Source organism: Mycolicibacterium novocastrense, from assembly GCF_001499835.1.
Lineage (GTDB): Bacteria > Actinomycetota > Actinomycetes > Mycobacteriales > Mycobacteriaceae > Mycobacterium > Mycobacterium novocastrense.
In genome coordinates, this window is sequence record NZ_LQIH01000006.1 from 124645 (window position 1) to 147714 (window position 23070).

General features: G+C 67.3%; 18 protein-coding genes. 10 read left to right on the forward strand and 8 right to left on the reverse strand.

Translation table 11 applies throughout. The features are described 5' to 3' along the window. Positions 1–36 precede the first annotated feature (36 nt). From AU072_RS06905 to AU072_RS06915, 3 genes are all read left to right on the forward strand, one after another. On the forward strand, positions 37–417 hold the full coding sequence (locus AU072_RS06905) for a DUF427 domain-containing protein (protein WP_064413087.1): 381 nt from the start codon (positions 37–39) through the stop codon (positions 415–417). Positions 418–426: 9 nt separating this feature from the next. Then, complete coding sequence (locus AU072_RS06910; protein WP_064413088.1) at positions 427–1338, forward strand: DNA-3-methyladenine glycosylase family protein; 912 nt, start codon at positions 427–429, stop codon at positions 1336–1338. 80 nt (positions 1339–1418) lie between these two features. Beyond that, complete coding sequence (locus AU072_RS06915) at positions 1419–1982, forward strand: Dps family protein (protein ID WP_064413089.1); 564 nt, start codon at positions 1419–1421, stop codon at positions 1980–1982. 24 nt (positions 1983–2006) lie between these two features. On the opposite strand, the gene AU072_RS06920 is transcribed toward AU072_RS06915, so the two are convergent. Together AU072_RS06920 and AU072_RS06925 are read right to left on the reverse strand one after the other, a co-directional pair. After that, positions 2007–3398, reverse strand: a complete 1392-nt coding sequence (locus AU072_RS06920; RefSeq protein WP_064413090.1) for a chloride channel protein — start codon at positions 3396–3398, stop codon at positions 2007–2009. 24 nt (positions 3399–3422) lie between these two features. Then, complete coding sequence (locus AU072_RS06925) at positions 3423–4226, reverse strand: PaaI family thioesterase (RefSeq protein WP_064413091.1); 804 nt, start codon at positions 4224–4226, stop codon at positions 3423–3425. 54 nt (positions 4227–4280) lie between these two features. Between AU072_RS06925 and AU072_RS06930 the strand changes: the two genes are divergently transcribed. The 4 genes from AU072_RS06930 to AU072_RS06945 all read left to right on the forward strand — a co-directional run bounded on the left by AU072_RS06930 (position 4281) and on the right by AU072_RS06945 (position 13733). Beyond that, entirely contained in the window at positions 4281–6380 is a 2100-nt protein-coding gene (locus AU072_RS06930; RefSeq protein WP_082681029.1) for a heavy metal translocating P-type ATPase, read from the forward strand. 413 nt (positions 6381–6793) lie between these two features. Further along, positions 6794–11377 (forward strand): glutamate synthase large subunit, encoded by a 4584-nt coding sequence (gltB, locus tag AU072_RS06935; RefSeq protein WP_064413092.1) that lies wholly within the window; start codon positions 6794–6796, stop codon positions 11375–11377. After that, entirely contained in the window at positions 11370–12836 is a 1467-nt protein-coding gene (locus AU072_RS06940; protein WP_064413093.1) for a glutamate synthase subunit beta, read from the forward strand. Before gltB ends, AU072_RS06940 begins: the two co-directional genes overlap by 8 nt. 63 nt (positions 12837–12899) lie before the next feature. Further along, positions 12900–13733 carry a polysaccharide deacetylase family protein gene (locus AU072_RS06945; RefSeq protein WP_234787623.1) on the forward strand — a complete coding sequence of 278 codons (834 nt, stop codon included), beginning with the start codon at positions 12900–12902 and terminating at the stop codon, positions 13731–13733. A 477-nt stretch (positions 13734–14210) separates the two neighbouring features. Here the strand turns inward: AU072_RS06945 and AU072_RS06950 are convergent, their stop codons facing one another. Beyond that, the gene (locus tag AU072_RS06950; RefSeq protein ID WP_064413095.1) at positions 14211–15059 is read right to left on the reverse strand and encodes an LLM class F420-dependent oxidoreductase; all 849 of its coding nucleotides are present in this window, start codon (positions 15057–15059) and stop codon (positions 14211–14213) included. 85 nt (positions 15060–15144) lie between these two features. Beyond that, on the reverse strand, positions 15145–16641 hold the full coding sequence (locus tag AU072_RS06955) for a potassium/proton antiporter (protein WP_064413096.1): 1497 nt from the start codon (positions 16639–16641) through the stop codon (positions 15145–15147). Positions 16642–16825: 184 nt separating this feature from the next. On the opposite strand from AU072_RS06955, the gene AU072_RS06960 reads away from it, so the two are divergent. After that, positions 16826–17518, forward strand: a complete 693-nt coding sequence (locus AU072_RS06960; protein ID WP_064413124.1) for a potassium channel family protein — start codon at positions 16826–16828, stop codon at positions 17516–17518. Here AU072_RS06960 and AU072_RS06965 read toward each other — a convergent pair. Further along, positions 17484–19127, reverse strand: a complete 1644-nt coding sequence (locus AU072_RS06965; RefSeq protein WP_064413097.1) for a SulP family inorganic anion transporter — start codon at positions 19125–19127, stop codon at positions 17484–17486. The two genes, AU072_RS06960 and AU072_RS06965, sit on opposite strands and share 35 nt — an antisense overlap. Continuing rightward, positions 19124–19501: an ArsR/SmtB family transcription factor gene (locus AU072_RS06970; RefSeq protein WP_064413098.1), complete on the reverse strand. Its 378-nt coding sequence runs from the start codon at positions 19499–19501 to the stop codon at positions 19124–19126. The genes AU072_RS06965 and AU072_RS06970 overlap by 4 nt, the downstream gene beginning before the upstream one ends. 86 nt (positions 19502–19587) lie before the next feature. Here AU072_RS06970 and AU072_RS06975 point away from each other — a divergent pair, with 86 nt between their 5' ends. After that, a complete protein-coding gene (locus tag AU072_RS06975; RefSeq protein WP_064413125.1) occupies positions 19588–20592 on the forward strand; it encodes a PHP domain-containing protein in 1005 nt (334 codons plus the stop codon). Between the two features lie 44 nt (positions 20593–20636). Then, a complete protein-coding gene (locus tag AU072_RS28445; RefSeq protein ID WP_064413099.1) occupies positions 20637–21116 on the forward strand; it encodes a hypothetical protein in 480 nt (159 codons plus the stop codon). Here AU072_RS28445 and dinB read toward each other — a convergent pair. Then, complete coding sequence (dinB, locus tag AU072_RS06985) at positions 21105–22319, reverse strand: DNA polymerase IV (RefSeq protein ID WP_064413100.1); 1215 nt, start codon at positions 22317–22319, stop codon at positions 21105–21107. The genes AU072_RS28445 and dinB overlap by 12 nt on opposite strands. Before the next feature lie 26 nt (positions 22320–22345). Continuing rightward, on the reverse strand, positions 22346–22993 hold the full coding sequence (locus AU072_RS06990) for a TetR/AcrR family transcriptional regulator (protein ID WP_064413101.1): 648 nt from the start codon (positions 22991–22993) through the stop codon (positions 22346–22348). Positions 22994–23070 lie beyond the last annotated feature (77 nt).

Sequence of the window (23070 nt, forward strand, 5' to 3'; positions counted from 1 at the left end):
CGGAATCCAGCCGTCACCTCGTACGTTGGCGTTGATATGAGCGATCGCCCCGTACTCGAGCCCACCGCGGAACACCCGATCACCGTCGCGCCGACCGGCAGACACGTCACCGCCCGGGTGAACGGCGAGGTCGTCGCCGACACCGACCGAGCGTTGACGCTGCAGGAGTCGACGTACCCGGCCGTGCAGTACATCCCGTTCGCCGACGTCGTCCAAGACAAACTCAGGCCCAGCGACACCCAGACGTACTGCCCGTTCAAGGGCGACGCAGCCTACTTCCACGTGGTGACCGAGGCCGGCGCCGTCGTCGAGGACGCCATCTGGACCTATGAGACGCCATACCCGGCAGTCGCCCCCATCGCCGGGCATGTCGCGTTCTACCCGGACAAAGCCGAGATCGTCGTCGCCCAGGCATAACCTTGGCCGGTGCACACCTCGGTCAGCGTCGCCTTCGACGGCCCGGTCAGCCCTGCGTTGACTCTGGCGCCGCTGCGGCGTGGCCGAACGGACCCCTGCTATTACGACGCTCCCGATGGCGCCATCTGGCGCACCAGCCTGATGCGCAGCGGGCCGGTCGCCGCGCGTCTCACCAAATCGGCACCCGACACCGTCGACTGTGAAGCATGGGGTGACGGCGCGACAGAATTCGCCGAGACCCTGCCCGCCCTGCTCGGCGCGTACGACGACAGCGTCGGTTTCGCGCCCACCGAACCGACCATCGCCGCCGCGCATCGACGCGTGCGGCATCTGCGGCTGGGCCGCACCGATCGCGTGCTCGAAGCGCTGATTCCCGCGGTGCTCGAACAGCGGGTCTACGGCAAGGATGCTCGCCGCGCGTGGCGGCTGCTCGTCACCAAGTACGGGGCGCCCGCGCCCGGACCGGCGCCCGCGCACATGCGGGTCCCGCCTCCCGGTGAGGTCTGGTGCCGCATTCCGTCGTGGGAGTTCCACCGCGCCAACGTCGACCCCCGGCGGGCACGGACCGTCGTCGTGTGCGCGCAACGCGCCGACTCCCTGGAACGACTCGGCGCCCGGTCACCGGCCGACGCACGCGTCGCGATGGCGTCGCTTCCGGGAGTCGGTGAGTGGACCGCCGCGGAGACGAGTCAGCGCGCATTCGGTGACGCGGACGCTCTCTCGGTCGGCGACTACCACCTGGCGAAGATGGTCGGTTGGAGCCTCCTGGGGCATCCGATCGACGATCCCACGATGGTCGAGTTGCTCGAACCGCTTCGACCTCACCGTCACCGCGCGGTGCGCCTGTTGGAGGTCAGCGGGCTTGCGGTGCTGCCGCGATTCGGGCCGCGCATGGCGATCCCGAATCTGATCGAGATGTGACGCCTGAGACGTGGTGGATTACCGCACCAATGCAGCGGGTAGTCGAAGCGACGACACCCTATGCGTGCAAAGGAGCTTCCATGCCTAGATCCAATTACACAGTGCCCGGTATGACTGACAAGGACGCCGCGAAGGTCGCCGAACTTCTGCAGAAGCAGTTGAGCCGGTACAACGATCTTCACCTGACCCTCAAGCACATCCACTGGAATGTGGTGGGCCCGAACTTCATCGGCGTGCACGAGATGATCGATCCGCAGGTCGAGTTGGTGCGCGGCTATGCCGACGAGGTCGCCGAACGGATCGCCACCCTCGGCTTCTCACCGAAGGGCACGCCCGGCGCGATCATCGAGGACCGCAGCTGGGATGACTACTCGCTCGATCGCGACACCGTGCAGGCGCACCTCGCTGCCCTCGACCTCGTCTACGACGGGATCATCGAGGACACCCGTCAGAACATCGAAGAGGCCGAGGACGCCGACCCGGTGACCGAGGACATTCTGATCGGACACGCCGCCGAGCTCGAGAAGTTCCAGTGGTTCGTCCGCGCACACCTGGAGAACGCCGGTGGCCAGCTGGCCAACGAGGGTGCGAGGACGGAGAAGTCGGCCGCCAGCCAGGCGAAGAAGAAGTCCTCGGGTAAGTAAGGCCTCCGGCGGAGGTGACCGGCGTCAGCCGGCACCGCGTTGCGCCCGCGCGGTTTCGCGGTCGAGACGCTGAGCCTGGTAGATCGACACGTCGGTGCGCGACACCAGCATGTAGGCGATTCCGACCGCCACCATCGCGCACGGGATCACCGAGAACGAGCCGGTCATCTCCGCCACCATGATCATCACGGCCAACGGGGCGTGCGCGACGCTGCCGAAACACGCCATCATGCCGACGACGACGAACGTGGCTGGGCTGTCGGGGATTCCGGGAGCGTCGACCAGATCGCCGAGTCGCCACAGAGCGGCGCCGACGAACGCGCCCACCACGACACCGGGTCCGAAGATACCGCCGGATCCGCCGGTGCCGATCGACAGCGACGTCGCCACGATCTTGGCCAGCGGCAGGATCAATACGATCCACAGCGGTATCGCCATCAAAGTGTCGGTGGCGGTGGCCTTCTGCGCCCATCCGTACCCGCTGGCCAACACCTGCGGGATCGCGAGCGCCAGCAATCCCACCGCCAGCCCGCCCACCGCGGGTTTGAGCACCTTGTGACCCGGCAGTCGCGCGGTCAGCGCGACGGTGCCGTAGAAGATGCGCGCGTAGAGGTATCCGACGCCGGCCGCGACGACACCGAGCACGACGAACCAACTCAGATCCAGCGGGCTCTCGAACCGGTAGTCGGCGGCGACGAACCCGAACAGCGGGTCGAAGCCGAGGATCGAACCGAGCACCGAGTAGGCGGTCGCCGAGGTGATGAATCCCGGTATCAGCGCCTGATAGTCGAAGTCCCGGCGGTACACGATCGATGCCGCCAGCACCGCGCCGCCCAGCGGGGCGCCGAAGATCGCCCCGATGCCCGATCCGATGCCCAGCGACACCGCGATCCGTCCGTCCTCGTCGGACAGGTTCAGCCACTTCGTCAACAGGGATCCGAAGCCCGCGGAGATCTGCGCCGCGGGGCCCTCGCGCCCGCCCGAGCCGCCCGACCCGATGGTCAACGCGCTGGCGATGGTCTTGATCACGATGGCTCGTCCCCGGATGGCGCGGGGATCGGTGTGCACGGCCTCGATCGCGCTGTCGGTGCCGTGCCCTTCGGCCTCGGGAGCGAACTTCGCGACCAGCCATGCCGATACGAGTGCGCCGCCACAGACCACCAGCGGGATGGCCCACGGCCGGTCGAAGCCGGCCGAACCGGGGTCGCCGCCGTCGCCGACCGGTTTGGGGATCCGGTAGCCGGCCAGGTCGCCGAGCAGGAAGTCGCCCGCATAGTCGAGCGCCAGATAGAACACCACCGCGCCGAGGCCGGCGATGACGCCGATCGCGATCCCGAGGATCAGCCACTTACGGATGTAACCGGAGCGCCGAATGAATCCGCCGAGGCCGCCGCCGGTTTCACGGGTCTCGGCCATGGTCTCCAGATGCTAGCGCGACTGTCAGCGGTACGCGGTCAGTCTGGCGATGATCGCCACGCCGCCCCTGGGCCCGACGGCTTGCCCTTCGGCAACACCCGTCCTGCGCCCGACACGCAAAGCGGTTCCCACATAACGGGATTCGGGTCCGCTGTGGAAGGGCCGCATGAAGTTGACCCTGAGTGACGCGGTCCGCAACGGCCGGTCGAGGCCGTCGGTGTCGAGTGCGGCGGCCGCGACCAGTTCCAGCGCCATCGCCGTCACCCCGCCGTGCACGATGCCGATCGCGTTGTTCAGCACGGGGTCCTCGTCCTGCAGCAGAACCCGCCTAGCTCCGCCGCTCTCGGCGACGCAAACCGCCATCCGGTCGGCGAGCGTCCCGGGCGGCAGCGCGCCGGATGGGCCGTCGGGGAACGGTGCGATGTCGGCGGGCGACTGGATGTAGAACGAGCGCACGGTGGCGGTGGCGAGCACGGTGCCGCGGTGGGTGAGTTCGCACAGCGCCAACGCCACGTCGCTCTTGGCGCCGAACGGCCGGGCGGTCGCGACCACAGGTACATCGGGTGCGCCGGCGATGATCTCGGCGGCGTCCGGATCGGCTTCCAGGGACAGCTCGCTGGACACCGTCCACTCGTCATCGGCGCGGCGCCGGTGGTTGACGAGGCCGCACGCGTGATCGACCAGCATCGCCATGGGCGCGATGGTCGGGGCGCCGGTCAGCGGGTTCACCATTCCACCCACCGGAATCGACGCCACACACTCACCGGGCGCGTCCACGGACGTCGCGATGCCGAACCGGCCCAACGGAGTGTTCAGTGGATGTGACATCGGGATACAGCGTGACCGAACAAGACCTGGCTATATACCCCTAGGGGGTATACCATGGCCGCCATGACGCATACCGGCCATGGTGCACAACACCCGGACACGGCCGCGGAGGGTCATTCGGGCCACGACCATCCGGGCGGCCATGACCACTCGAACGGCCACTCGGGCGGTCATGACCACTCCGGCCATGTGGCCGAGTTCCGGCGCCTGTTCTGGACCATGCTCGTGCTCGCCGTCCCGACGGTCGCGCTGTCCGGGATGTTCGCGATGATCCTCGGCTACTCGCTGCCCGACATCCCCGGGATCCGATGGGTTCCGCCGGTGCTCGGCACCGTGATGTACGTCTGGGGCGGGCGGCCCTTCCTGACCGGGGCGGTCAGTGAAATCCGTTCCCGGGCACCGGGAATGATGCTGCTGATCGGTCTTGCGATCACGGTGGCGTTCATGTCGTCCTGGGGCGCCAGCCTCGGCGTGCTGCACCACGAGCTGGACTTCTGGTGGGAACTGGCGCTGCTGATCGTGATCATGCTGCTCGGCCACTGGATCGAGATGCGCTCGCTCGCGCAGACCACGTCCGCGCTCGATTCGCTGGCTGCGCTGCTGCCCGACGAGGCCGAGCGGGTCGTCGACGGCGGCACGGAGACCGTCGCACCGGCCGAATTGCGCGTCGGCGACGTCGTGCTGGTGCGCCCGGGAGGCAACATCCCCGCTGACGGCGAGATCGTCGCCGGCGCCGCAGACGTCGACGAGTCGATGGTCACGGGCGAATCGCGTCCGGTCCGCCGCGAGGCCGGCGACCACGTCGTGGCCGGCACCGTGGCCACCGACTCGGGATTGCGGGTGCGGGTCAGCGCGGTCGGCGACGACACGACGCTCGCCGGTATCCAGCGGTTGGTGACCGAGGCGCAGAACTCGTCGTCGCGGGCCCAGCGCCTGGCCGACAAGGCGGCGGGCTGGCTGTTCTGGTTCGCGTTGTCGGCGGCCGTCATCACCGCGGTGGTGTGGTCGTTCGCGGGGATGCCCGCCGCGGCCGTCGTCAGGACCATCACGGTGCTGGTGATCGCCTGCCCGCACGCGCTCGGGCTGGCGATACCGCTGGTCGTCTCGATCGCCACCGAACGTGCCGCGCGCGGGGGCGTTCTGGTCAAGGACCGCTTGGCGCTGGAGAGCATGCGGACCGTCGACGCCGTGCTCTTCGACAAGACCGGCACGCTGACCAAGGGGGAGCCGACGGTCACCGCGGTCGCGACCGCACCCGGACAGTCCGCCGAGGATGTGCTGACGTGGGCGGCGGCGGCCGAGGCGTACTCCGAGCATCCGCTGGCCAGGGCGATCGTCGCGGCCGCGCGCGACCGGTCGCTGACGCTGCCGCCGACCAGCGACTTCAGCTCGTCTCCGGCGGTCGGCGTCAAGGCCACGGTCGGGGGCCGCAGCGTTCAGGTCGGTGGGCCGCGGATGCTGTCCGAAGCGGGGCTGACCGACCTCCCCGAAACCGGACAGTGGCGAGACGAAGGGGCGATCATCCTGCACGTCGTCGTCGACGGAGACGCCGTGGGTGCGATCAAGCTGGCCGACGAGGTGCGACCCGAGTCCGCGCAGGTGGTCGGGGCGCTGACGAAGCTGGGCATCGAGGTGGTGATGATCACCGGCGACGCGGAGGCCGTTGCGCGATCCGTGGCCGCCGACCTGGGGATCGGGCGCGTCTTCGCCGGCGTACGGCCGGAGGACAAGGCGGCGAAGGTGGCCGAGTTGCAGCGCGAGGGCCGCAAGGTGGCGATGGTCGGGGACGGGGTCAACGACGCGCCCGCACTCGCTGCGGCCGACGTCGGCATCGCGATCGGCGCCGGAACCGACGTGGCGATCGCCTCGGCCGGGGTGATCCTGGCCGGGTCGGATCCGCGCTCGGTGTTGTCGGTGCTGCTGCTGTCGCGGGCCGCGTACCGCAAGATGAAGCAAAACCTTTGGTGGGCAGCGGGATACAACTTGGTGTCGGTGCCATTGGCCGCGGGGGTGCTGGCGCCGATCGGCTTCATCCTGCCGATGTCCGTCGGCGCGATCTTGATGTCGGCGTCGACGGTCGTGGTGGCGCTCAATGCCCAGCTGCTGCGGCGGCTGGACCTCACCCCCGAAGCCAGCCTGAAGGCGGTTTCCTAAGAATCTGGCTAGGCTTTTCGCAAACTTCTATAACGCGGTCTAAGCTGGTAAAAGCGCCGAAACGGCGCGTTTCAGCAAACGCCAGGCGGCGTCGGGAGGGAAGTGTGATGTGTACCGCACTCCGCTGGGGGATCGCTGAATGCCTTGAAAATCCCAGGGCAACAACGGAATTGAGCACCAAACACCGCTGGCGGCGAGCGGCTCGGCCGCCTGTCCCGCCGATCTAGTTAGGTTCTACTAAGTTGGCATGTCACCCGGTGTTTGTCATATCGTTTTCTCCACTCGGGGCAAGTGGAAACAGGCCGGCGTTCGATGCTGCACGAAGGCACTCCATAGCCGGACCGGCTAACCGCCGCTGTCTACGGCTGTCATGCAGAAGCTTCGTAAGACGTGCAGGAAAAGGGTAGGTGGGAATGGCGCCCAGGATGCAAGGGCTGTACAACCCCGCGTTCGAGCACGACGCGTGCGGCGTCGCCATGGTGGCCGATATGCACGGTCGCCGCAGTCGCGACATCGTTGACAAGGCGATCACCGCTCTGGTGAACCTGGAGCACCGCGGTGCGCAGGGCGCCGAGCCGAACACCGGCGATGGTGCGGGCATCATGTTGCAGGTTCCCGACGCTTTCCTGCGCGAGGTGGTCGACTTCGACCTGCCGGAGCCAGGTAGCTACGCCACCGGAATCGCGTTCCTGCCGCAGTCCTCGAAGGATGCGGCGACCGCGTGCGAGGCCGTCGAGAAGATCGCCGAGGCCGAAGGGCTCGAGGTCCTGGGCTGGCGCGAGGTGCCGATCGACGATTCGGCGCTGGGCGCCCTGGCCCGCGACGCGATGCCGACATTCCGGCAGGTGTTCATCGGCGGTGCTTCGGGCATGGAGTTGGAGCGTCGCGCGTACGTGGTGCGCAAGCGCGCCGAACACGAGCTGGGCACCAAGGGGCCGGGCCAGGACGGTCCGGGGCGCGAAACCGTCTACTTCCCAAGTCTTTCCGGGCAGACGTTCGTCTACAAGGGCATGCTGACCACCCCGCAGCTCAAGGCGTTCTACCTCGATCTGCAGGACGACCGGCTCACCAGTGCGCTGGGCATCGTTCACTCGCGCTTCTCGACCAACACGTTCCCGTCCTGGCCGCTGGCCCACCCGTTCCGGCGCATCGCCCACAACGGCGAGATCAACACCGTCACCGGCAACGAGAACTGGATGCGCGCGCGAGAGGCGCTCATCAAGACCGACGTGTTCGGCCCGAATCAGGACCTCGACAAGATCACCCCGGTCTGCACGCCGGGCGCGTCGGATACCGCCCGGTTCGACGAGGTGCTCGAACTCCTGCACCTCGGGGGGCGAAGCCTGCCGCACGCGGTGCTGATGATGATCCCGGAGGCCTGGGAGCGGCACGAGAGTATGGACCCGGCCCGCCGGGCGTTCTATGAGTTCCACGACTCGCTCATGGAGCCGTGGGACGGTCCGGCGTCGGTGTGCTTCACCGACGGCACGATCGTCGGCGCGGTGCTCGACCGCAACGGTCTGCGCCCGTCGCGCATCTGGGTCACCAAGGACGGCCTGGTCGTGATGGCCTCGGAGGCCGGCGTGCTCGACCTCGACCCCTCGACGGTGGTCCGGAAGATGCGCCTGCAACCCGGCCGGATGTTCCTGGTCGACACCGCACAGGGGCGCATCGTCGACGACGAGGAGATCAAGGCAGAACTGGCCGCCGAGCACCCGTACCAGGAATGGCTCGACGCCGGGTTGTTCGACCTCGACGAGCTTCCGCCCGGCGACTACGTCCGGATGCCGCATCACCGGGTGGTGTTGCGCCAGCAGATCTTCGGGTTCACCTACGAGGAACTCAACCTGCTGGTCGCGCCGATGGCCCGGACCGGCGCCGAGGCGCTCGGCTCGATGGGCACCGACACCCCGATCGCCGTGCTGTCGACCCGTCCGCGGATGCTCTACGACTACTTCCAGCAGCTGTTCGCACAGGTCACCAACCCGCCGTTGGACGCCATCCGCGAAGAGGTGGTGACCAGCCTGCAGGGGGCCGTCGGGCCCGAGGGCGACCTGCTCAATCCAGGTCCCGATTCGTGTCGGCAGATCGTGCTGCCGCAGCCCATCCTGCGCAACGCGGAGCTGTCCAAGCTGATCTGCGTCGACCCCGACCACGAGATCCGCGGTCACAAGCACGGCATGCGCGCCGCGGCGATCCGCTGCCTCTATCCGGTGAACCGGGGCGGGCAGGGCCTCAAGGAAGCCCTGGACAACGTGCGGGCCAAGGCGTCGGCGGCCATCCGCGAGGGCGCCCGCATCATCGTGCTCTCCGACCGCGAGTCCAACGAGCAGATGGCCCCGATCCCGTCGCTGCTGTCGGTGTCGGCCGTGCACCACCACCTGGTTCGCGAGCGGACGCGCACCAAGGTGGGCCTGGTAGTCGAGGCCGGCGACGCCCGCGAGGTGCACCACATGGCCACGCTGTGCGGGTTCGGCGCGGCGGCGATCAACCCGTACATGGCGTTCGAGTCGATCGAGGACATGGTCGACCGCGGTGTGATCACCGGAATCTCCAGCGACCAGGCCAAGGCCAACTACGTCAAGGCCGCCGGCAAGGGCGTGCTGAAGGTGATGTCGAAGATGGGCATCTCCACGCTGGCGTCCTACACCGGCGCCCAGCTGTTCCAGGCCATCGGCATCAATCAGCAGGTGCTCGACGAGTACTTCACCGGGTTGACCTGCCCGGTCGGCGGGATCGACCTCAACGACATCGCCGACGACGTCGCGGCGCGGCACTCGTTGGCCTATCTCGACCGGCCCGACGAGTGGGCGCACCGCGAACTCGAGGTCGGCGGCGAATACCAGTGGCGCCGCGAGGGTGAGTACCACCTGTTCAACCCGGACACGGTGTTCAAACTCCAGCACTCCACCCGCACCGGGCAGTACGAGGTCTTCAAGGAATACACCAAACTCGTCGACGATCAGAGCGAGCGGATGGCCTCGCTGCGCGGGCTGCTCAAGTTCCGCGACGGAGTGCGGCCGCCGGTGCCGCTCGAGGAGGTGGAGCCGGCCAGCGAGATCGTCAAGAGGTTCTCGACCGGCGCCATGAGCTACGGCTCGATCTCCGCCGAGGCACACGAGACGTTGGCCATCGCGATGAATCGCCTTGGCGGACGGTCGAATTCCGGTGAGGGCGGCGAGGACGTCAAACGCTTCGACCGCGACGAGAACGGCGACTGGCGGCGCAGCGCGATCAAGCAGGTGGCGTCGGGCCGGTTCGGTGTGACCAGCCATTACCTGAGCAACTGCACCGACATCCAGATCAAGATGGCCCAGGGTGCGAAACCCGGTGAGGGCGGCCAGCTTCCGGGCGGCAAGGTGTACCCGTGGGTCGCCGAGGTGCGGCACTCGACACCCGGCGTGGGTCTGATCTCACCGCCGCCGCACCACGACATCTACTCGATCGAGGATCTGGCGCAGCTGATCCACGATCTGAAGAACGCCAACCCGCAGGCCCGGGTGCACGTCAAGCTGGTCTCCGAGAACGGCGTGGGAACGGTTGCGGCAGGCGTGTCCAAGGCACATGCCGACGTCGTGCTCATCTCCGGCCACGACGGTGGCACCGGTGCAACGCCGCTGACGTCGATGAAGCACGCGGGCGCGCCGTGGGAGCTCGGCCTGGCCGAGACCCAGCAGACATTGCTGCTCAACGGCCTTCGCGACCGGATCGTCGTTCAGGTCGACGGTCAGCTCAAAACCGGCCGCGACGTGGTGATCGCCGCGCTGCTGGGTGCCGAGGAGTTCGGTTTCGCCACCGCGCCGCTGGTCGTCTCGGGCTGCATCATGATGCGCGTCTGCCATCTCGACACCTGCCCGGTGGGCGTCGCCACCCAGAACCCGGTGCTGCGCGAGCGGTTCACCGGCAAACCGGAGTTCGTCGAGAACTTCTTCATGTTCATTGCCGAAGAAGTGCGGGAGACGATGGCCCAGTTGGGCTTCCGCACGGTCAACGAGATGGTCGGACAGGTCGGCGCGCTGGACACCACCAAGGCCGCCGAGCACTGGAAGGCCTACAAGCTGGATCTGGCGCCCGTGCTGCACGAGCCCGAGTCGGCCTTCATGAACCAGGACCTGTACTGCAGTTCGCGTCAGGACCACGGCCTGGACAAAGCGCTCGACCAGCAGTTGATCGTGATGTGCCGCGAAGCGCTGGATTCTGCGACGCCGGTGCGCTTCTCGACGACGATCGCCAACGTCAACCGCACCGTCGGCACGATGCTCGGCCATGAGGTGACCAAAGCTTATGGCGGGCAGGGCCTTCCGGACGGCACCATCGACATCACCTTCGACGGATCGGCGGGCAACAGCTTCGGTGCCTTCGTGCCGAAGGGCATCACGCTGCGGGTCTACGGCGACGCCAACGACTATGTCGGCAAGGGCCTCTCGGGCGGACGGATCGTGGTGCGCCCGTCCGACAGCGCGCCCGAGGACTACGTCGCCGAGGACAACATCATCGCGGGCAACGTGATCCTGTTCGGCGCGACCAGCGGCCAGGCGTTCCTCCGCGGCCAGGTCGGCGAGCGGTTCGCGGTGCGCAACTCCGGTGCGCACGCGGTGGTCGAGGGCGTGGGCGACCACGGTTGTGAGTACATGACCGGCGGCAAGATCGCGATCCTCGGTCCGACGGGGCGCAACTTCGCCGCGGGCATGTCCGGAGGGATCGCCTACGTCTACGACCCCGACGGCGCACTGCCGGACAACCTCAACGCCGAGATGGTGGAACTGGAGGACCTCGACGAGGAGGACCTCGAGTGGCTGGCGGGCATGATCCAGGCCCACGTCGACGCCACCGATTCCGCTGTCGGAGCGCGCATCCTCAACGACTGGGACAACAACGTGAAGCACTTCACCAAGGTGATGCCCCGCGATTTCAAGCGGGTGCTCGAGGCGATCGCGGAGGCCGAACGGACCGGTGCCAACGTCGACGAGGCGATCATGGCGGCCGCCAGTGGCTGATCCCCGCGGTTTCCTCAGGTACACCCAGCGCGAGACCCCGCAACGTCGGCCCGTGCCGATTCGTCTGCGCGACTGGAAAGAGGTCTACGAGGACTTCTCCCATGACACCCTGCGCGAGCAGGCGACCCGTTGTATGGATTGCGGGATTCCGTTCTGCCACAACGGGTGTCCTCTCGGGAACCTGATCCCCGAGTGGAACGATTTGGTGCGCAACGACCGCTGGCGTGACGCCATCGAACGGCTGCATGCGACGAACAACTTCCCCGAGTTCACCGGCCGGCTGTGCCCTGCGCCGTGCGAGGGCTCGTGCGTTCTGGGCATCAACCAGGACCCGGTCACGATCAAACAGGTCGAGGTCGAAATCATCGACAAGGCGTTCGACGAGGGCTGGGTGACGCCGCTGCCGCCGACGGTCAAGACCGGCAAGAAGGTCGCCGTCGTCGGCTCCGGCCCCGCCGGGCTGGCCGCCGCCCAGCAGCTGACCCGCGCCGGGCACAGCGTCACCTTGTTCGAGCGCGACGATCGCATCGGCGGGCTGCTGCGCTACGGCATCCCCGAGTTCAAGATGGAAAAGCGCCACATCGACCGTCGTCTGGAACAGATGGCGGCCGAGGGCACCGAGTTTCGCACCGGGGTCAACGTCGGCGTCGACATCACCGCGCAGCAGCTGCGCAAGGAGTTCGACGCGGTGGTGCTCGCCGGCGGTGCGACCGAACGGCGCGACCTGCCGATCCCGGGTCGCGAGCTCGACGGTATCCACCAGGCGATGGAGTACCTGCCGTGGGCGAACCGCGTACAGCTCGGCGACCCCGTCACCGACGAAAACGGTCTGCCGCCGATCCACGCGAAGGACAAGAAGGTCATCATCATCGGCGGCGGTGACACCGGCGCCGACTGTCTGGGCACCGCGCACCGTCAGGGCGCCGCCAGCGTGCACCAGTTCGAGATCATGCCGCGCCCGCCGGACACGCGCGCCGACTCGACGCCGTGGCCGGTCTACCCGTTGATGTTCCGGGTGTCCTCGGCGCACGAGGAAGGCGGCGAGCGGGTCTACTCGGTCAACACCGAGGAGTTCATCGGTGAAGACGGGCATGTCACCGGGCTACGTGGCCACGAGGTCAAGATGAACGCGGGCAAGTTCGAGAAGGTCGAGGGCACCGAATTCGAGCTGGAAGCCGATCTCGTGCTGCTCGCGATGGGCTTCACCGGTCCTGAGCGCGAAGGCCTGCTGACCGACCTCGGCGTCGAGATCAACGAACGCGGCAATGTCAGCCGGGACGCAGACTTCGCCTCGTCGGTACCCGGTGTCTTCGTCGCAGGCGACATGGGACGCGGGCAGTCGTTGATCGTGTGGGCGATCGCGGAGGGCCGCGCGGCCGCGGCGGGTGTGGACCGCTACTTGATGGGCCAGTCGGCGCTGCCCGCGCCGATCAAGCCGACCGCCGTTCCGCAGCGGTAGGTTCCGCCGCGACACGCGGCGCAATGTACGGCTTTTGCGCCTGAGCGCGCGACAGTAATGGCGGTGATCGGCCGCTACCAATCCGTCGGCGCCGGGCGAAGACTCAACCGGCGCAACTTCATCGCGGCGCTGTCCGTCGCCACCGTGGGCGCCGTGGGGCTGAGCCGGTGCGCGACCGGAGAGCAACCGCGAGTCGCTGGGGTAGCCGCCTCGCAAGTCCCGACCGCACCCTCGGCCGGCCTGTTGCCGCCGCCACCGGCGTCGGCGCGGATCGCTCTACCCAGCGGTGGCGTGCTGAGCAGCCTGCCCGGTGAGGGAGATCTGTTGGCGCTGACCGTCGACGACGGGGTGAGCAGTGACGTCGTGCGCGCCTACACCCAATTCGCCAAGGACTCCGGGCTACGGCTGACCTACTTCGTCAACGGGATCTACCGGTCGTGGACCGATCACGCCGACCTGTTGCGGCCGCTGGTCGACGACGGTCAGATCCAACTGGCCAACCACACGTGGTCGCACCCCGACCTCACGAAGCTTCCGCTGGTCGACGTCGCCGAACAGTTCCGGCGCAACCACGATTTCCTGTGGAAGACGTACGGCGTCGACGCACGTCCCTACTTCCGGCCGCCCTACGGCGCGACCAGCCCACACGTCGACAAGGTGTCGGCCGATCTCGGCTACACCGTCGACACGTTGTGGTCGGGCACGCTGGAGGACCACGTGTGGATCCCCCCGGCCGAGGTCGTCGCGATGGCCGAGCGGCACTTCACCGCACAGAAGATCGTGATCGGCCACCTCAATCACCCGCCCGTCACCGAGGTCTTCGGGCAGTTGGTCGACATCGTCCGGGCGCGGGGGCTGCGCACCGTGACGTTGGACGACGTGTTTTTGCGGCCGTGACCGGCGGCGAGCGTGCGGTCTCATACGGTAGGGCCGCGTGTTGCGTACGAAACCACACAATCGCGGATGGAGTGGAACGTAGAATTCGAGTCACATCTGTCACTCCAGCAACTCTAAAAACATCAGACGATTTACCGGCGCGCCTACCGCAGTTTGCCGACGGACGGGTTCTAATGACTTCATGGGGGCACTGCGGTAAGGTTGGGCCCCGGTCAGCTATCGGTTTCGACACAGGAGTCAGTTCCGTGTATGTCAACCCGCTATCCCGGTCTCGGGTGAGCCGAATCGCCTGGTCACTCCTCCGTCATCCGCTCAAGAGCCGTGAGTTCCCGGCCAAGGCCGAGCGTCTCATCACCGCCGACGAGCTCCGTTTGTACGGCGTCTAGCGAACTGGGAAGCGCGAAAACCCTCGCGCAGGCCCCCTCCGGCTATCCGTTTGCCAAATCGTTATATTTTCGTGACCGTCAGAAATGACGGCTAATTCCGTAGACCCGAAGCGGCGATCGCGTCGGCCAGCGGTTCGAGCACCGCGGGATCGTGCGGCGTCGGCAGATAGATGATCGCCAGATCCAGCCCCTCCTGTTCCAGGGCCGCGGCTTCCGACAGCGCCTTTTCGTATTTGCGGTCGGGGTCCAGTCGGACGTGGGCGGAGAGCATGATTTCCGATGGATCCCGCCCGATGCCGGCGCAGTGGCGGGCCAGCACGTCGCGCTTGCGGGCGAACTCCTGCGGGGTTCCGCCGACGAAGTTCCAGTGCTGGGCGTACCGGGCGGTGATCCTCAGCGTGCGCTTTTCGCCGTTGCCGCCGATGCAGATCGGGGGGTGCGGACGCTGCGGGCCCTTCGGCTCGTTGCGGGCGTCCTTGAGTTGGTAGAACTTGCCGTCGAACGACGTGGTCTCTTGGCTGAGCAGGTTGGTGAGCACCTCGCATGCCTCCTCGAAGCGATCGAAGCGTTCACGGATGGAACCCAACTCGATTCCGTACGCCTCGGACTCCTCCTCGTTCCAGCCCGCGCCGATGCCGAGTTCGAGCCGGCCGTCGGACACGATGTCCAACGCGGAGGCCATATTGGCCAGCACCGCGGGGTGGCGGTAGTGGATGCCGGTGACGAGCACACCGACGCGCAACCGCTCGGTCGCCTGCGCGAGCGCGGTGAGCGTGACCCAGCCCTCCAGGCACGGGCCGGTGGAGTCGGAGAAGATCGGATAGAAGTGATCGAACGTCCAGCCGGACTCGTACACGTCGATCTGGTCGGCCGCCTTCCACACCGCGAGCATGTCGGCCCACGTGGTGTTTTGCGGCGATGTTTTGAAGGCGAACTTCACCGAACCGAGCTTAGTTCCAAGGGGCTGACAACGAGCTGTGAGCCGAGTCCGCCGCGCGATCAGTCGGTTTCGCCGCTCCGGCCGTCTATTCGGTTTCACCGAATTCGTCGAACCAGTACGCGAGCTTGCCGCGCCGGCTCACCGCACGCAGCCGGCGTTCGGCCAGGGCGCGTGTCTTGGTGGTGGTGACGATCAGCAGCTCGTCGCCGATCGCGATTCGGGTGTCGGGCTGCGGGACGAAAGTGCGCCCGTCGCGGATGATCAACGTGATCACGCACGGATCGGGTAGCCGCAGTTCCAGCACGGTGACGTTGTGCAACCGCGACGGCGCCTGCACGGTCATGGTCAAAAGCTCTGCGTCCAGCACGTCGAGCGGAGCCGACTCCACCTGGATCTCCCGCGTCGCCTCCTTCGAGATCAGTCCCAGCCGATGCGCGACGAAGCGCAGGCTGGGACCCTGCACCAGGGTGAACACCACCACGAGGATGAACACGATGTTGAGAAGGCGGACGCTGTCGGGCACACCGCCCACGATGGGGAAGGTCGCCAGCACGATCGGCACGGCACCGCGTAACCCCGCCCAGGAGACGAAAACCTGTTCGCGCCAGGGGATTCGGAACCACACCAAGGACAGGAACACGGATAGCGGCCTGGCGACGAGCAGCAACACCAGACCCGTCACGATGCCGGGCACCACCTCCACGGCCAGGTCGCTGGGGTCGACGAGCAAGCCGAGCAGAACAAACAGGCCGATCTGAGCGAGCCAGCCGAGACCCTCGGCGAACGAACGCGTGGCCGAACGGTGCGGCAGGCCGGTGTTGGCGAGCACGACCGCGGCCACGTAGGCGGCGAGGAACCCGCTGGCGTGTGCGGTGCCGCCCGCCGCGAACGCGACCATGCCGAGCCCGAAGGTGGCCAGCGGGTAGAGGCCCGACGCCGGAAGTGCGATGCGGCGCAGCGCCATCGAGCCCAGGTAGCCGACGCCGACGCCGATCACCGCACCGACCACCAGCTCGTAGACCAGTTCGGTGAGCGCGTGCACGGGCGACAGTTCGAGCGGGGCCACGCTGAACATCAGCACGAGGATGACGGCCGGGGCGTCGTTGAAACCGGACTCGGCCTCCAGCAGGCCCGCCACCCGGCGGGGCAGGGGCACCACGCGCAGCACCGAGAACACCGCCGCGGCGTCGGTGACCGAGACGACCGCGCCGAGCAGCAGCGACAACTGCCAGTTGATGCCCAGCAGCAGGTGCGCCCCCGCGGCGGTGATGAGCATGCTGACCGCGACACCGAGAGTCGCGAGAACGCCCGCGGGCGCGAGCACGCGGCGGATGTCGGAGAACCGGGTCGTCAGACCGCCTTCGACGAGGATCACGGCCAGCGCCACCGTGCCCAGATGGTCGGCGAGCAGATAGTTGTCGAAATTCAGGCCGAGCCCGTCTTCGCCGACGATGACGCCGACGAAGAGGAACAGCAGCAGGCTCGGCAGCCCGACCCGGCTGGCGGCCCTGGTGGCGACGATGCTCGCCAGCAGCACCACCCCAGCGATCAGCAGCACGAGATAGAGCTGCTCGAGCGTCATTGCATCCCCGTTCGGGACCGTATGGGCGGTGTGAAAGGCAGTAAAACACCTACCACGGGCGGTGGCCGGGCGCTCCGGGCCCGAAGCTGCGCGCAAGGCCGCCGCGATGGGTAAGTATGAGTGCGTGATACGGCTGCGCTGGCGCCACTTCGACGCATCGCATCCCGTCGAGGAGCGGACGATGATGCGGGTCGGCATCGCCGGTGCCGGGGCGGTCGGGCGGTCGGTCGCGCAGGAACTGATCGACTATGGCCACAAGGTGTTGTTGATCGAACACGACGTGCGGCACTACGAACCGCGGACGGTTCCCGATGCGGAGTGGCTGCTCGCCGATGCGTGCGAGCTGTCCTCGCTCGAGGAATCCGGCCTGCAGATGTGCGACGTGGTGATCGCGGCGACCGGCGACGACAAGGTGAACCTGGCGGCCGCGTTGTTGGCGAAGACGGAGTTCGGTGTCGCGCGTGTGGTGGCTCGGGTCAACGACCTGCGCAACGAGTGGTTGTTCACCGAGGCGTGGGGCGTCGACGTGGCGGTCTCCGCGCCGAGCGCGCTGGTGGCGGCGATCGAGGGCGCCATCGACATCGGTCACGTGGTGCGGTTGATGCAGTTGCGGCACGGGCAGGTGAGCTTGGCGAAACTGACGCTGCCCGAGGGTGATCCGCTGGTCGGTCAACGGATGGGAGACCTGCCGCTGCTGGAGAACACGGCGCTGGCGATCATCATCCGCGACAGCGGGATCGTCCTGCCCCGGCCCGACGACGTGCTGCAAGCCGGCGACGAGATGCTGTTTCTGGCCGGCGGCTCCACCCACGGCGAGGTCGCCGCGCTCGTGCACGGCGCGATCAACCCGACGAGCGATCGGGTGTCAGGCGGGTGACGTGGGTTCGGGCATGGTCGATCGCCTCGTCGAGTGAGTCCATCAAGTGGTTCTCGTGGCGTAGTGAGTCGAATACGCCGACGTTGGAAAGCAGGCTCATGTGTTCCGGGCGAACCCCTTTGATGATCACGGTGATGCCGCGCGCCTCCAGTTCGGTGGCGATCTGCGCCAACGAATTCGCGCCGGTGGCGTCGAGCATGCCCAGTTGGCTGAGCCGGATGATCACCACCGACGTGTGCGGGTGGTCGGTATCGGTGATCTCGCTCGAGATGCGCTCGGCCACTCCGAAGAACATCGCTCCGTCCAGGCGCAGTAGCGCGATCCGCTCGTCACCGGGCCGGCGCGGCGCGGGGAGATCTTCTCGGGTCACGCTGCTGCGACGAGCCACTCCGCGCAGCGCGAAGAACGCCGCGACGACGACCCCGATCTGCACGGCTTCGATGAGGTCGAAGCACACCGTGATGGCGGCGGTCAGCGCAAACGTCACAGCATCCGAGCGGGTGGAGCGCAAGATCTTGCGAACGGTGGACAACGAGATCATCCGAAACGAGGTCACCATCAGAACGCCCGCCAATGCCGACAACGGTATTGCGGAAACGGGTCCGGTCGCCAGGTAGACGACTGCGAGCAGCACCAGCGAATGCACGATGGCCGCGACCCGGGTACGCGCGCCGGAACGAACGTTGACGGCGGTACGGGCGATGGCCCCCGTCGCGGGCATACCGCCGAAGGCGCCCGATGCTACCGAAGCGAGTCCTTGGCCCACCAGTTCGCGGTCGGGGTCGTACGGTCCCGTCGGCGCCATGGTGGCGGCGACCCGCGCCGACAGCAGGGACTCGATGGCGGCCAGCGCCGCGATCGCCAAAGCGGCACCGACCAGGGTTCGCATTGCGCCGACGTCCACGTCGGGAATGACGGGCGCGGGGAGGTGGGACGGTAGCTCACCGATGCTCGCTATCGAAATATCAAGAGCCGCCACGACTACCGTCACGACTATCACGGCAGCGAGCGATTCCGGGATACCGCGGTGCAGCCGCGGCAGGGTCACCATCAGCGTCGCGACAACCGCCACCACCGCAAGCGTTTTCGCGGCCGATGACCAATCCGCTTGTCTGACAACGTTCCACGCGACCGACAAGGTGCGCCCGCCCGCCGGACTGTCTTGGCCGAATGCAGCGGGCACCTGCTGAAGGAAGATGATTGCGGCGATGCCCAGGGTGAACCCCTCGATGACGGGCCAGGGGATGAATGTGACCGCACGGCCCAGGCCCGTGACGCCCGCGACGAGCACGAGCAGACCGGCCAGCACGGTGACGAGGGCGATGCTGCCGAGACCGTAGTGAGCCACGATCGGTGCGAGCACGACGGCCATCGCACCGGTAGGCCCGGACACCTGCACATGCGACCCGCCGAACACGGCGGCCACGAAACCCGCGACGACGGCGGTGGCAAGTCCGGCAGCCGCACCGACACCCGAACTGATGCCGAACGCCAGCGCCAGGGGTAGGGCGACGACGCCGACCGTGATTCCGGCCAGGATGTCACGCCGCCACGATCGGGGGAGTTCGCTGTAGTCCCGGCGGTTCGGGAGCAGTCGGGCGAGGTTCACTTGTCGTGCGCCAGCGGAGGCAGCGTCTTGAACGCCTCCAACCGGTCCCGGTTGGTTCCGAGGACGTCGGCGAGGAAGGTTCTGGCGATGACCAGGAGTTCGGAGATCTTCGGGTGGGCGAGTTCGTAGAGAACCGAGTTGCCGACTCGTTGTGCCGAGACCACGTGATGACGCTTGAGCACCGCCAAGTGCTGGGACAGCAGCGTGGGTTCGAGGTCGGTTTCGGCGAGGATCTCGCTGACCGAGGTCGGCTCGCCGTTGGCCGACAGAATTTCCAGGACACGGATGCGTGCCGGGTGAGCCAGCGCCTTGAACAGGTTGGCCTTGATCTCGTAGAGCGGTAGCTCGGGGCTACCGAGGAAGCGGTGGGGCATACATTCCAGTACTTGATGGATTGAACAAATTCGCAATCCACTATATCGCCCCAGGTCTGAGCGTGCAAAACGGGCACACTGGAGTGATGGACCCCGTCAACGCCCTGCGGCAGATCGCTTACTACAAGGACCGTGCGCGCGAGGATCCGCGTCGGGTGATGGCCTACCGTAACGCCGCCGACATCGTCGAGGCCCTCTCCGACGCCGAACGCGACCGCCACGGCGCCGCCAACAGCTGGCAGTCGCTGCCCGGCATCGGCCCCAAGACCGCGAAGGTCATCGCACAGGCATGGGCCGGTCGTGAGCCCGAGGTGCTGACCGAGCTACGTTCCAACGCAAAGGATCTCGGAGGCGGCGATATCCGTGCGGCGCTACGCGGAGACCTGCACGTGCATTCGAATTGGTCCGATGGTTCGGCCCCCATCGAGGAAATGATTTCCGCGGCAAGGGATCTGGGTCATGAGTATTGTGCGCTGACCGACCATTCACCGCGGCTTCGCATCGCCAACGGCCTGTCGTCCGAGCGGCTGCGCCGGCAACTGGACGTCATCGACGAGTTGCGCGAGAAGGTCGCCCCGCTGCGAATTCTCACCGGTATCGAGGTCGACATCCTCGAGGACGGCTCCCTCGACCAGGAGGACGAACTGCTCGAACGGCTCGACATCGTGGTGGCCAGTGTGCATTCGAAGCTGGCGATGGATGCCCCCTCGATGACGCGTCGCATGCTCAAGGCCGTCGCCAACCCGCACACCGATGTGCTGGGCCACTGCACCGGCCGCCTGGTCACCGGGGGTCGTGGGATGCGGCCGGAATCGAAATTCGACGCCGAGAAGGTGTTCACGGCGTGTCGGGACCACGGAACGGCCGTCGAGATCAACTCCCGACCCGAGCGGCGCGATCCGCCGACCCGGCTGCTCAAGCTCGCGCTCGACATCGGTTGCCTGTTCTCGATTGACACCGATTCGCACGCGCCCGGGCAGTTGGAGTTCCTCGGCTACGGAGCGCAGCGTGCGCTCGATGCCGAGGTGCCGGTCGAGCGCATCATCAACACCTGGCCCGCCGAGGAATTGTTGGTGTGGGCCGGTTCTTGAGAACAGTCCGCGGTTAACTCCCCCGAACGGGGTACAGGGTGACTGTGAGAAAAATTATCGGTGAGACGGCCGCGGCCCTGGGCGCGCGTGCCGCAGAGCTCGCGAACGCGGCGGGCGGGACCGCCGGTCGCCTCGTACGACGCGTCAGCGGCGAGCCCGAAGACCAGGCCGAGCACAGCGAACCGTCGTCGTCGGCGCCATCGAAGAAGGCGGCCAAGGCTCCGGCGAAAAAGGCACCCGCCAAGAAGGTGACCAAGGTGCCCGCCAAGAAGGCGGCGGCCCAGGCGCCGGTGAAGAAGGCGCCGGCCAAGAAGACGACTGCCAAGAAGGCGGCCACCAAGGCGCCCGCCAAGAAGGCGCCCACCAAGAAGGCGCCCGCGAAAAAGGCTGTGCCGCCGATGAAGTCGGCGAAGACGGAAGCCGCCAACCCACCGCCGAAGCCGGTCCGGGCAGCCAAGAAGGCGCAACCCGCCAAGCGGGCGAAGGCCCAGCCGCGCAAAGGCAAGCCCGGGTCAGTCGGGTAGCTGGGGCATTTCGAGACCGGGGTCGCGGCCAAGTAACACGCCGCGGGTCACCGCGGAATTGCCGTACCGCTGACGCACCTGATCAACGGCTTCGTCGACCGCGGTGGTGTCGTGGCTCTCCTCGAACGGCAGCTCGAGCTGTTGCGCGCCGTCGCGATCGATGTTGGACACGGCGAACCCGACAAGGGTGAGACCGCGTTCGGCGATCAACGGCGCCGCCGCGGCCACGAGGCCCCGGGCGGTGTGCAGGATCACGTCGGTCGACGCGGTCGCGCGTGGCATCGTGTGCGACCGGGTGGCGCGGCCGAAGTCGTCGAAGCGCAGCCGCAGAACCACGGTGCGCCCGGTCCGCCCGGCCTTGCGCATCCGCCGGGTGATGCGGTCGATCAGGTTGACGACGACGGCGTCGATCTCGCCCGGCGACATCGTGTTGCCGCGCCGGCCCAACGCACGCTGCGCACCGACCGAGCGCCGGCGCACACCGGTGACCACCCGGCGCCGATCGATGTTGCGCGACAACGCGAACAACCGGCTGCCCATCGCCGCGCCGACGAGGGATCCGAGAGTGGACTCGCTCAGCTCGGCGATGTCGGCCACCGTCTCGATGCCGTAGGTGTGCAGCTTCTCGGCGGTCTTGGCGCCGACACCCCAGAGTCGGCGCACCGGCAACGGGTGCAGAAACGCCAGCTCGCGATCGGGTGGGACGAGTAGCAACCCGTCGGGTTTGGCTTCCTGGCTAGCGACCTTGGCCAGGAACTTGGTGCGCGCGATGCCGACGGTGATGGGCAGGCCGACCTCTTCACGGACCCGCGCCCGCAACCGGGCCGCGATCTCGACAGGGGTGCCCGAGACCCGCCGCAGCCCAGACACATCGAGAAACGCCTCGTCGACCGACAGCGGTTCGACCACCGGAGTTGTGTCGTGAAAAACCTCGAAGACCGCGTGGCTGGCTTGGGAGTACGCCGACATGCGCGGAGGCACGACGATCGCGTGCGGGCACAGCCGGCGTGCTTCTCGTCCGCCCATCGCGGTGCGCACACCGTATGCCTTGGCCTCGTAGCTGGCGGCCAGCACCACGCCTGCCCCGACGATGACAGGCCGGCCGCGCAGCGACGGCTCGTCACGCTGTTCGACCGAGGCGTAGAACGAATCGAGATCGGCGTGCAGAATGCTCGCCGCGACCGCCGCCGAACCAGTGGACACGAACGTATGTTCGCACCGAGGACCGACTAGTGGCGAGTGGTGCCGTAGATGCTCGTGACCCAGATGTGGGCGAGGGTGTCGACGAGCTGGTCAGGGCTGACCGCAGGCTGCTCGGATGCGAAGGCTGCAAGCATCGTGCGCTCGTTCATCAGGTTCAGCGACGTCGCGAGATCCTGCGCCGGAATCGTCTCGGGCGCCTCGCCTCGAGCGCGTTCACTCTCGATCGACGCGGTGGTGTGGTCGATCCACTTCTGCATGAAGCGTGACCACAGCGCGCGAACGTCGGGATTGGTGGGCCGGGCGTCGGCCCCGGCGAGCGTGACCGCGCGGTGCGCACCGAAGGTCCCGAACAGGGCGTTGATGGCCTTCCACACTCCGGCGGGATCCACCGCGGGATCCATGCCGCCCATCGCGTCGTCGGCATTGCGGTCGGCCTCGTCGATGACCTGCTCGACGAGCGCACGAAGCACCGCGTCCTTCGACGGGAAATAGAAGTAGAACGTCGGACGGGAGATTCCCGCGCCCTTGGCCAGGTCGTCCACCGAGATCTCGGCCAGTGATCGTTCCTCGAGCAGCGCCTCGAGTGTCGAGAGAATCGCCTGTTCACGGTCATCGCCGGAGGGGCGGCCGGAACGGCGTCCCCGCGGTCCGCGGGACTGGCTGACGGCGGTCACATCCAACGACTTTACACGCTGTCGAGATTATCGACACGGTGTTGACTAACTCGACACCCCGTTGATACGCTCCGGTA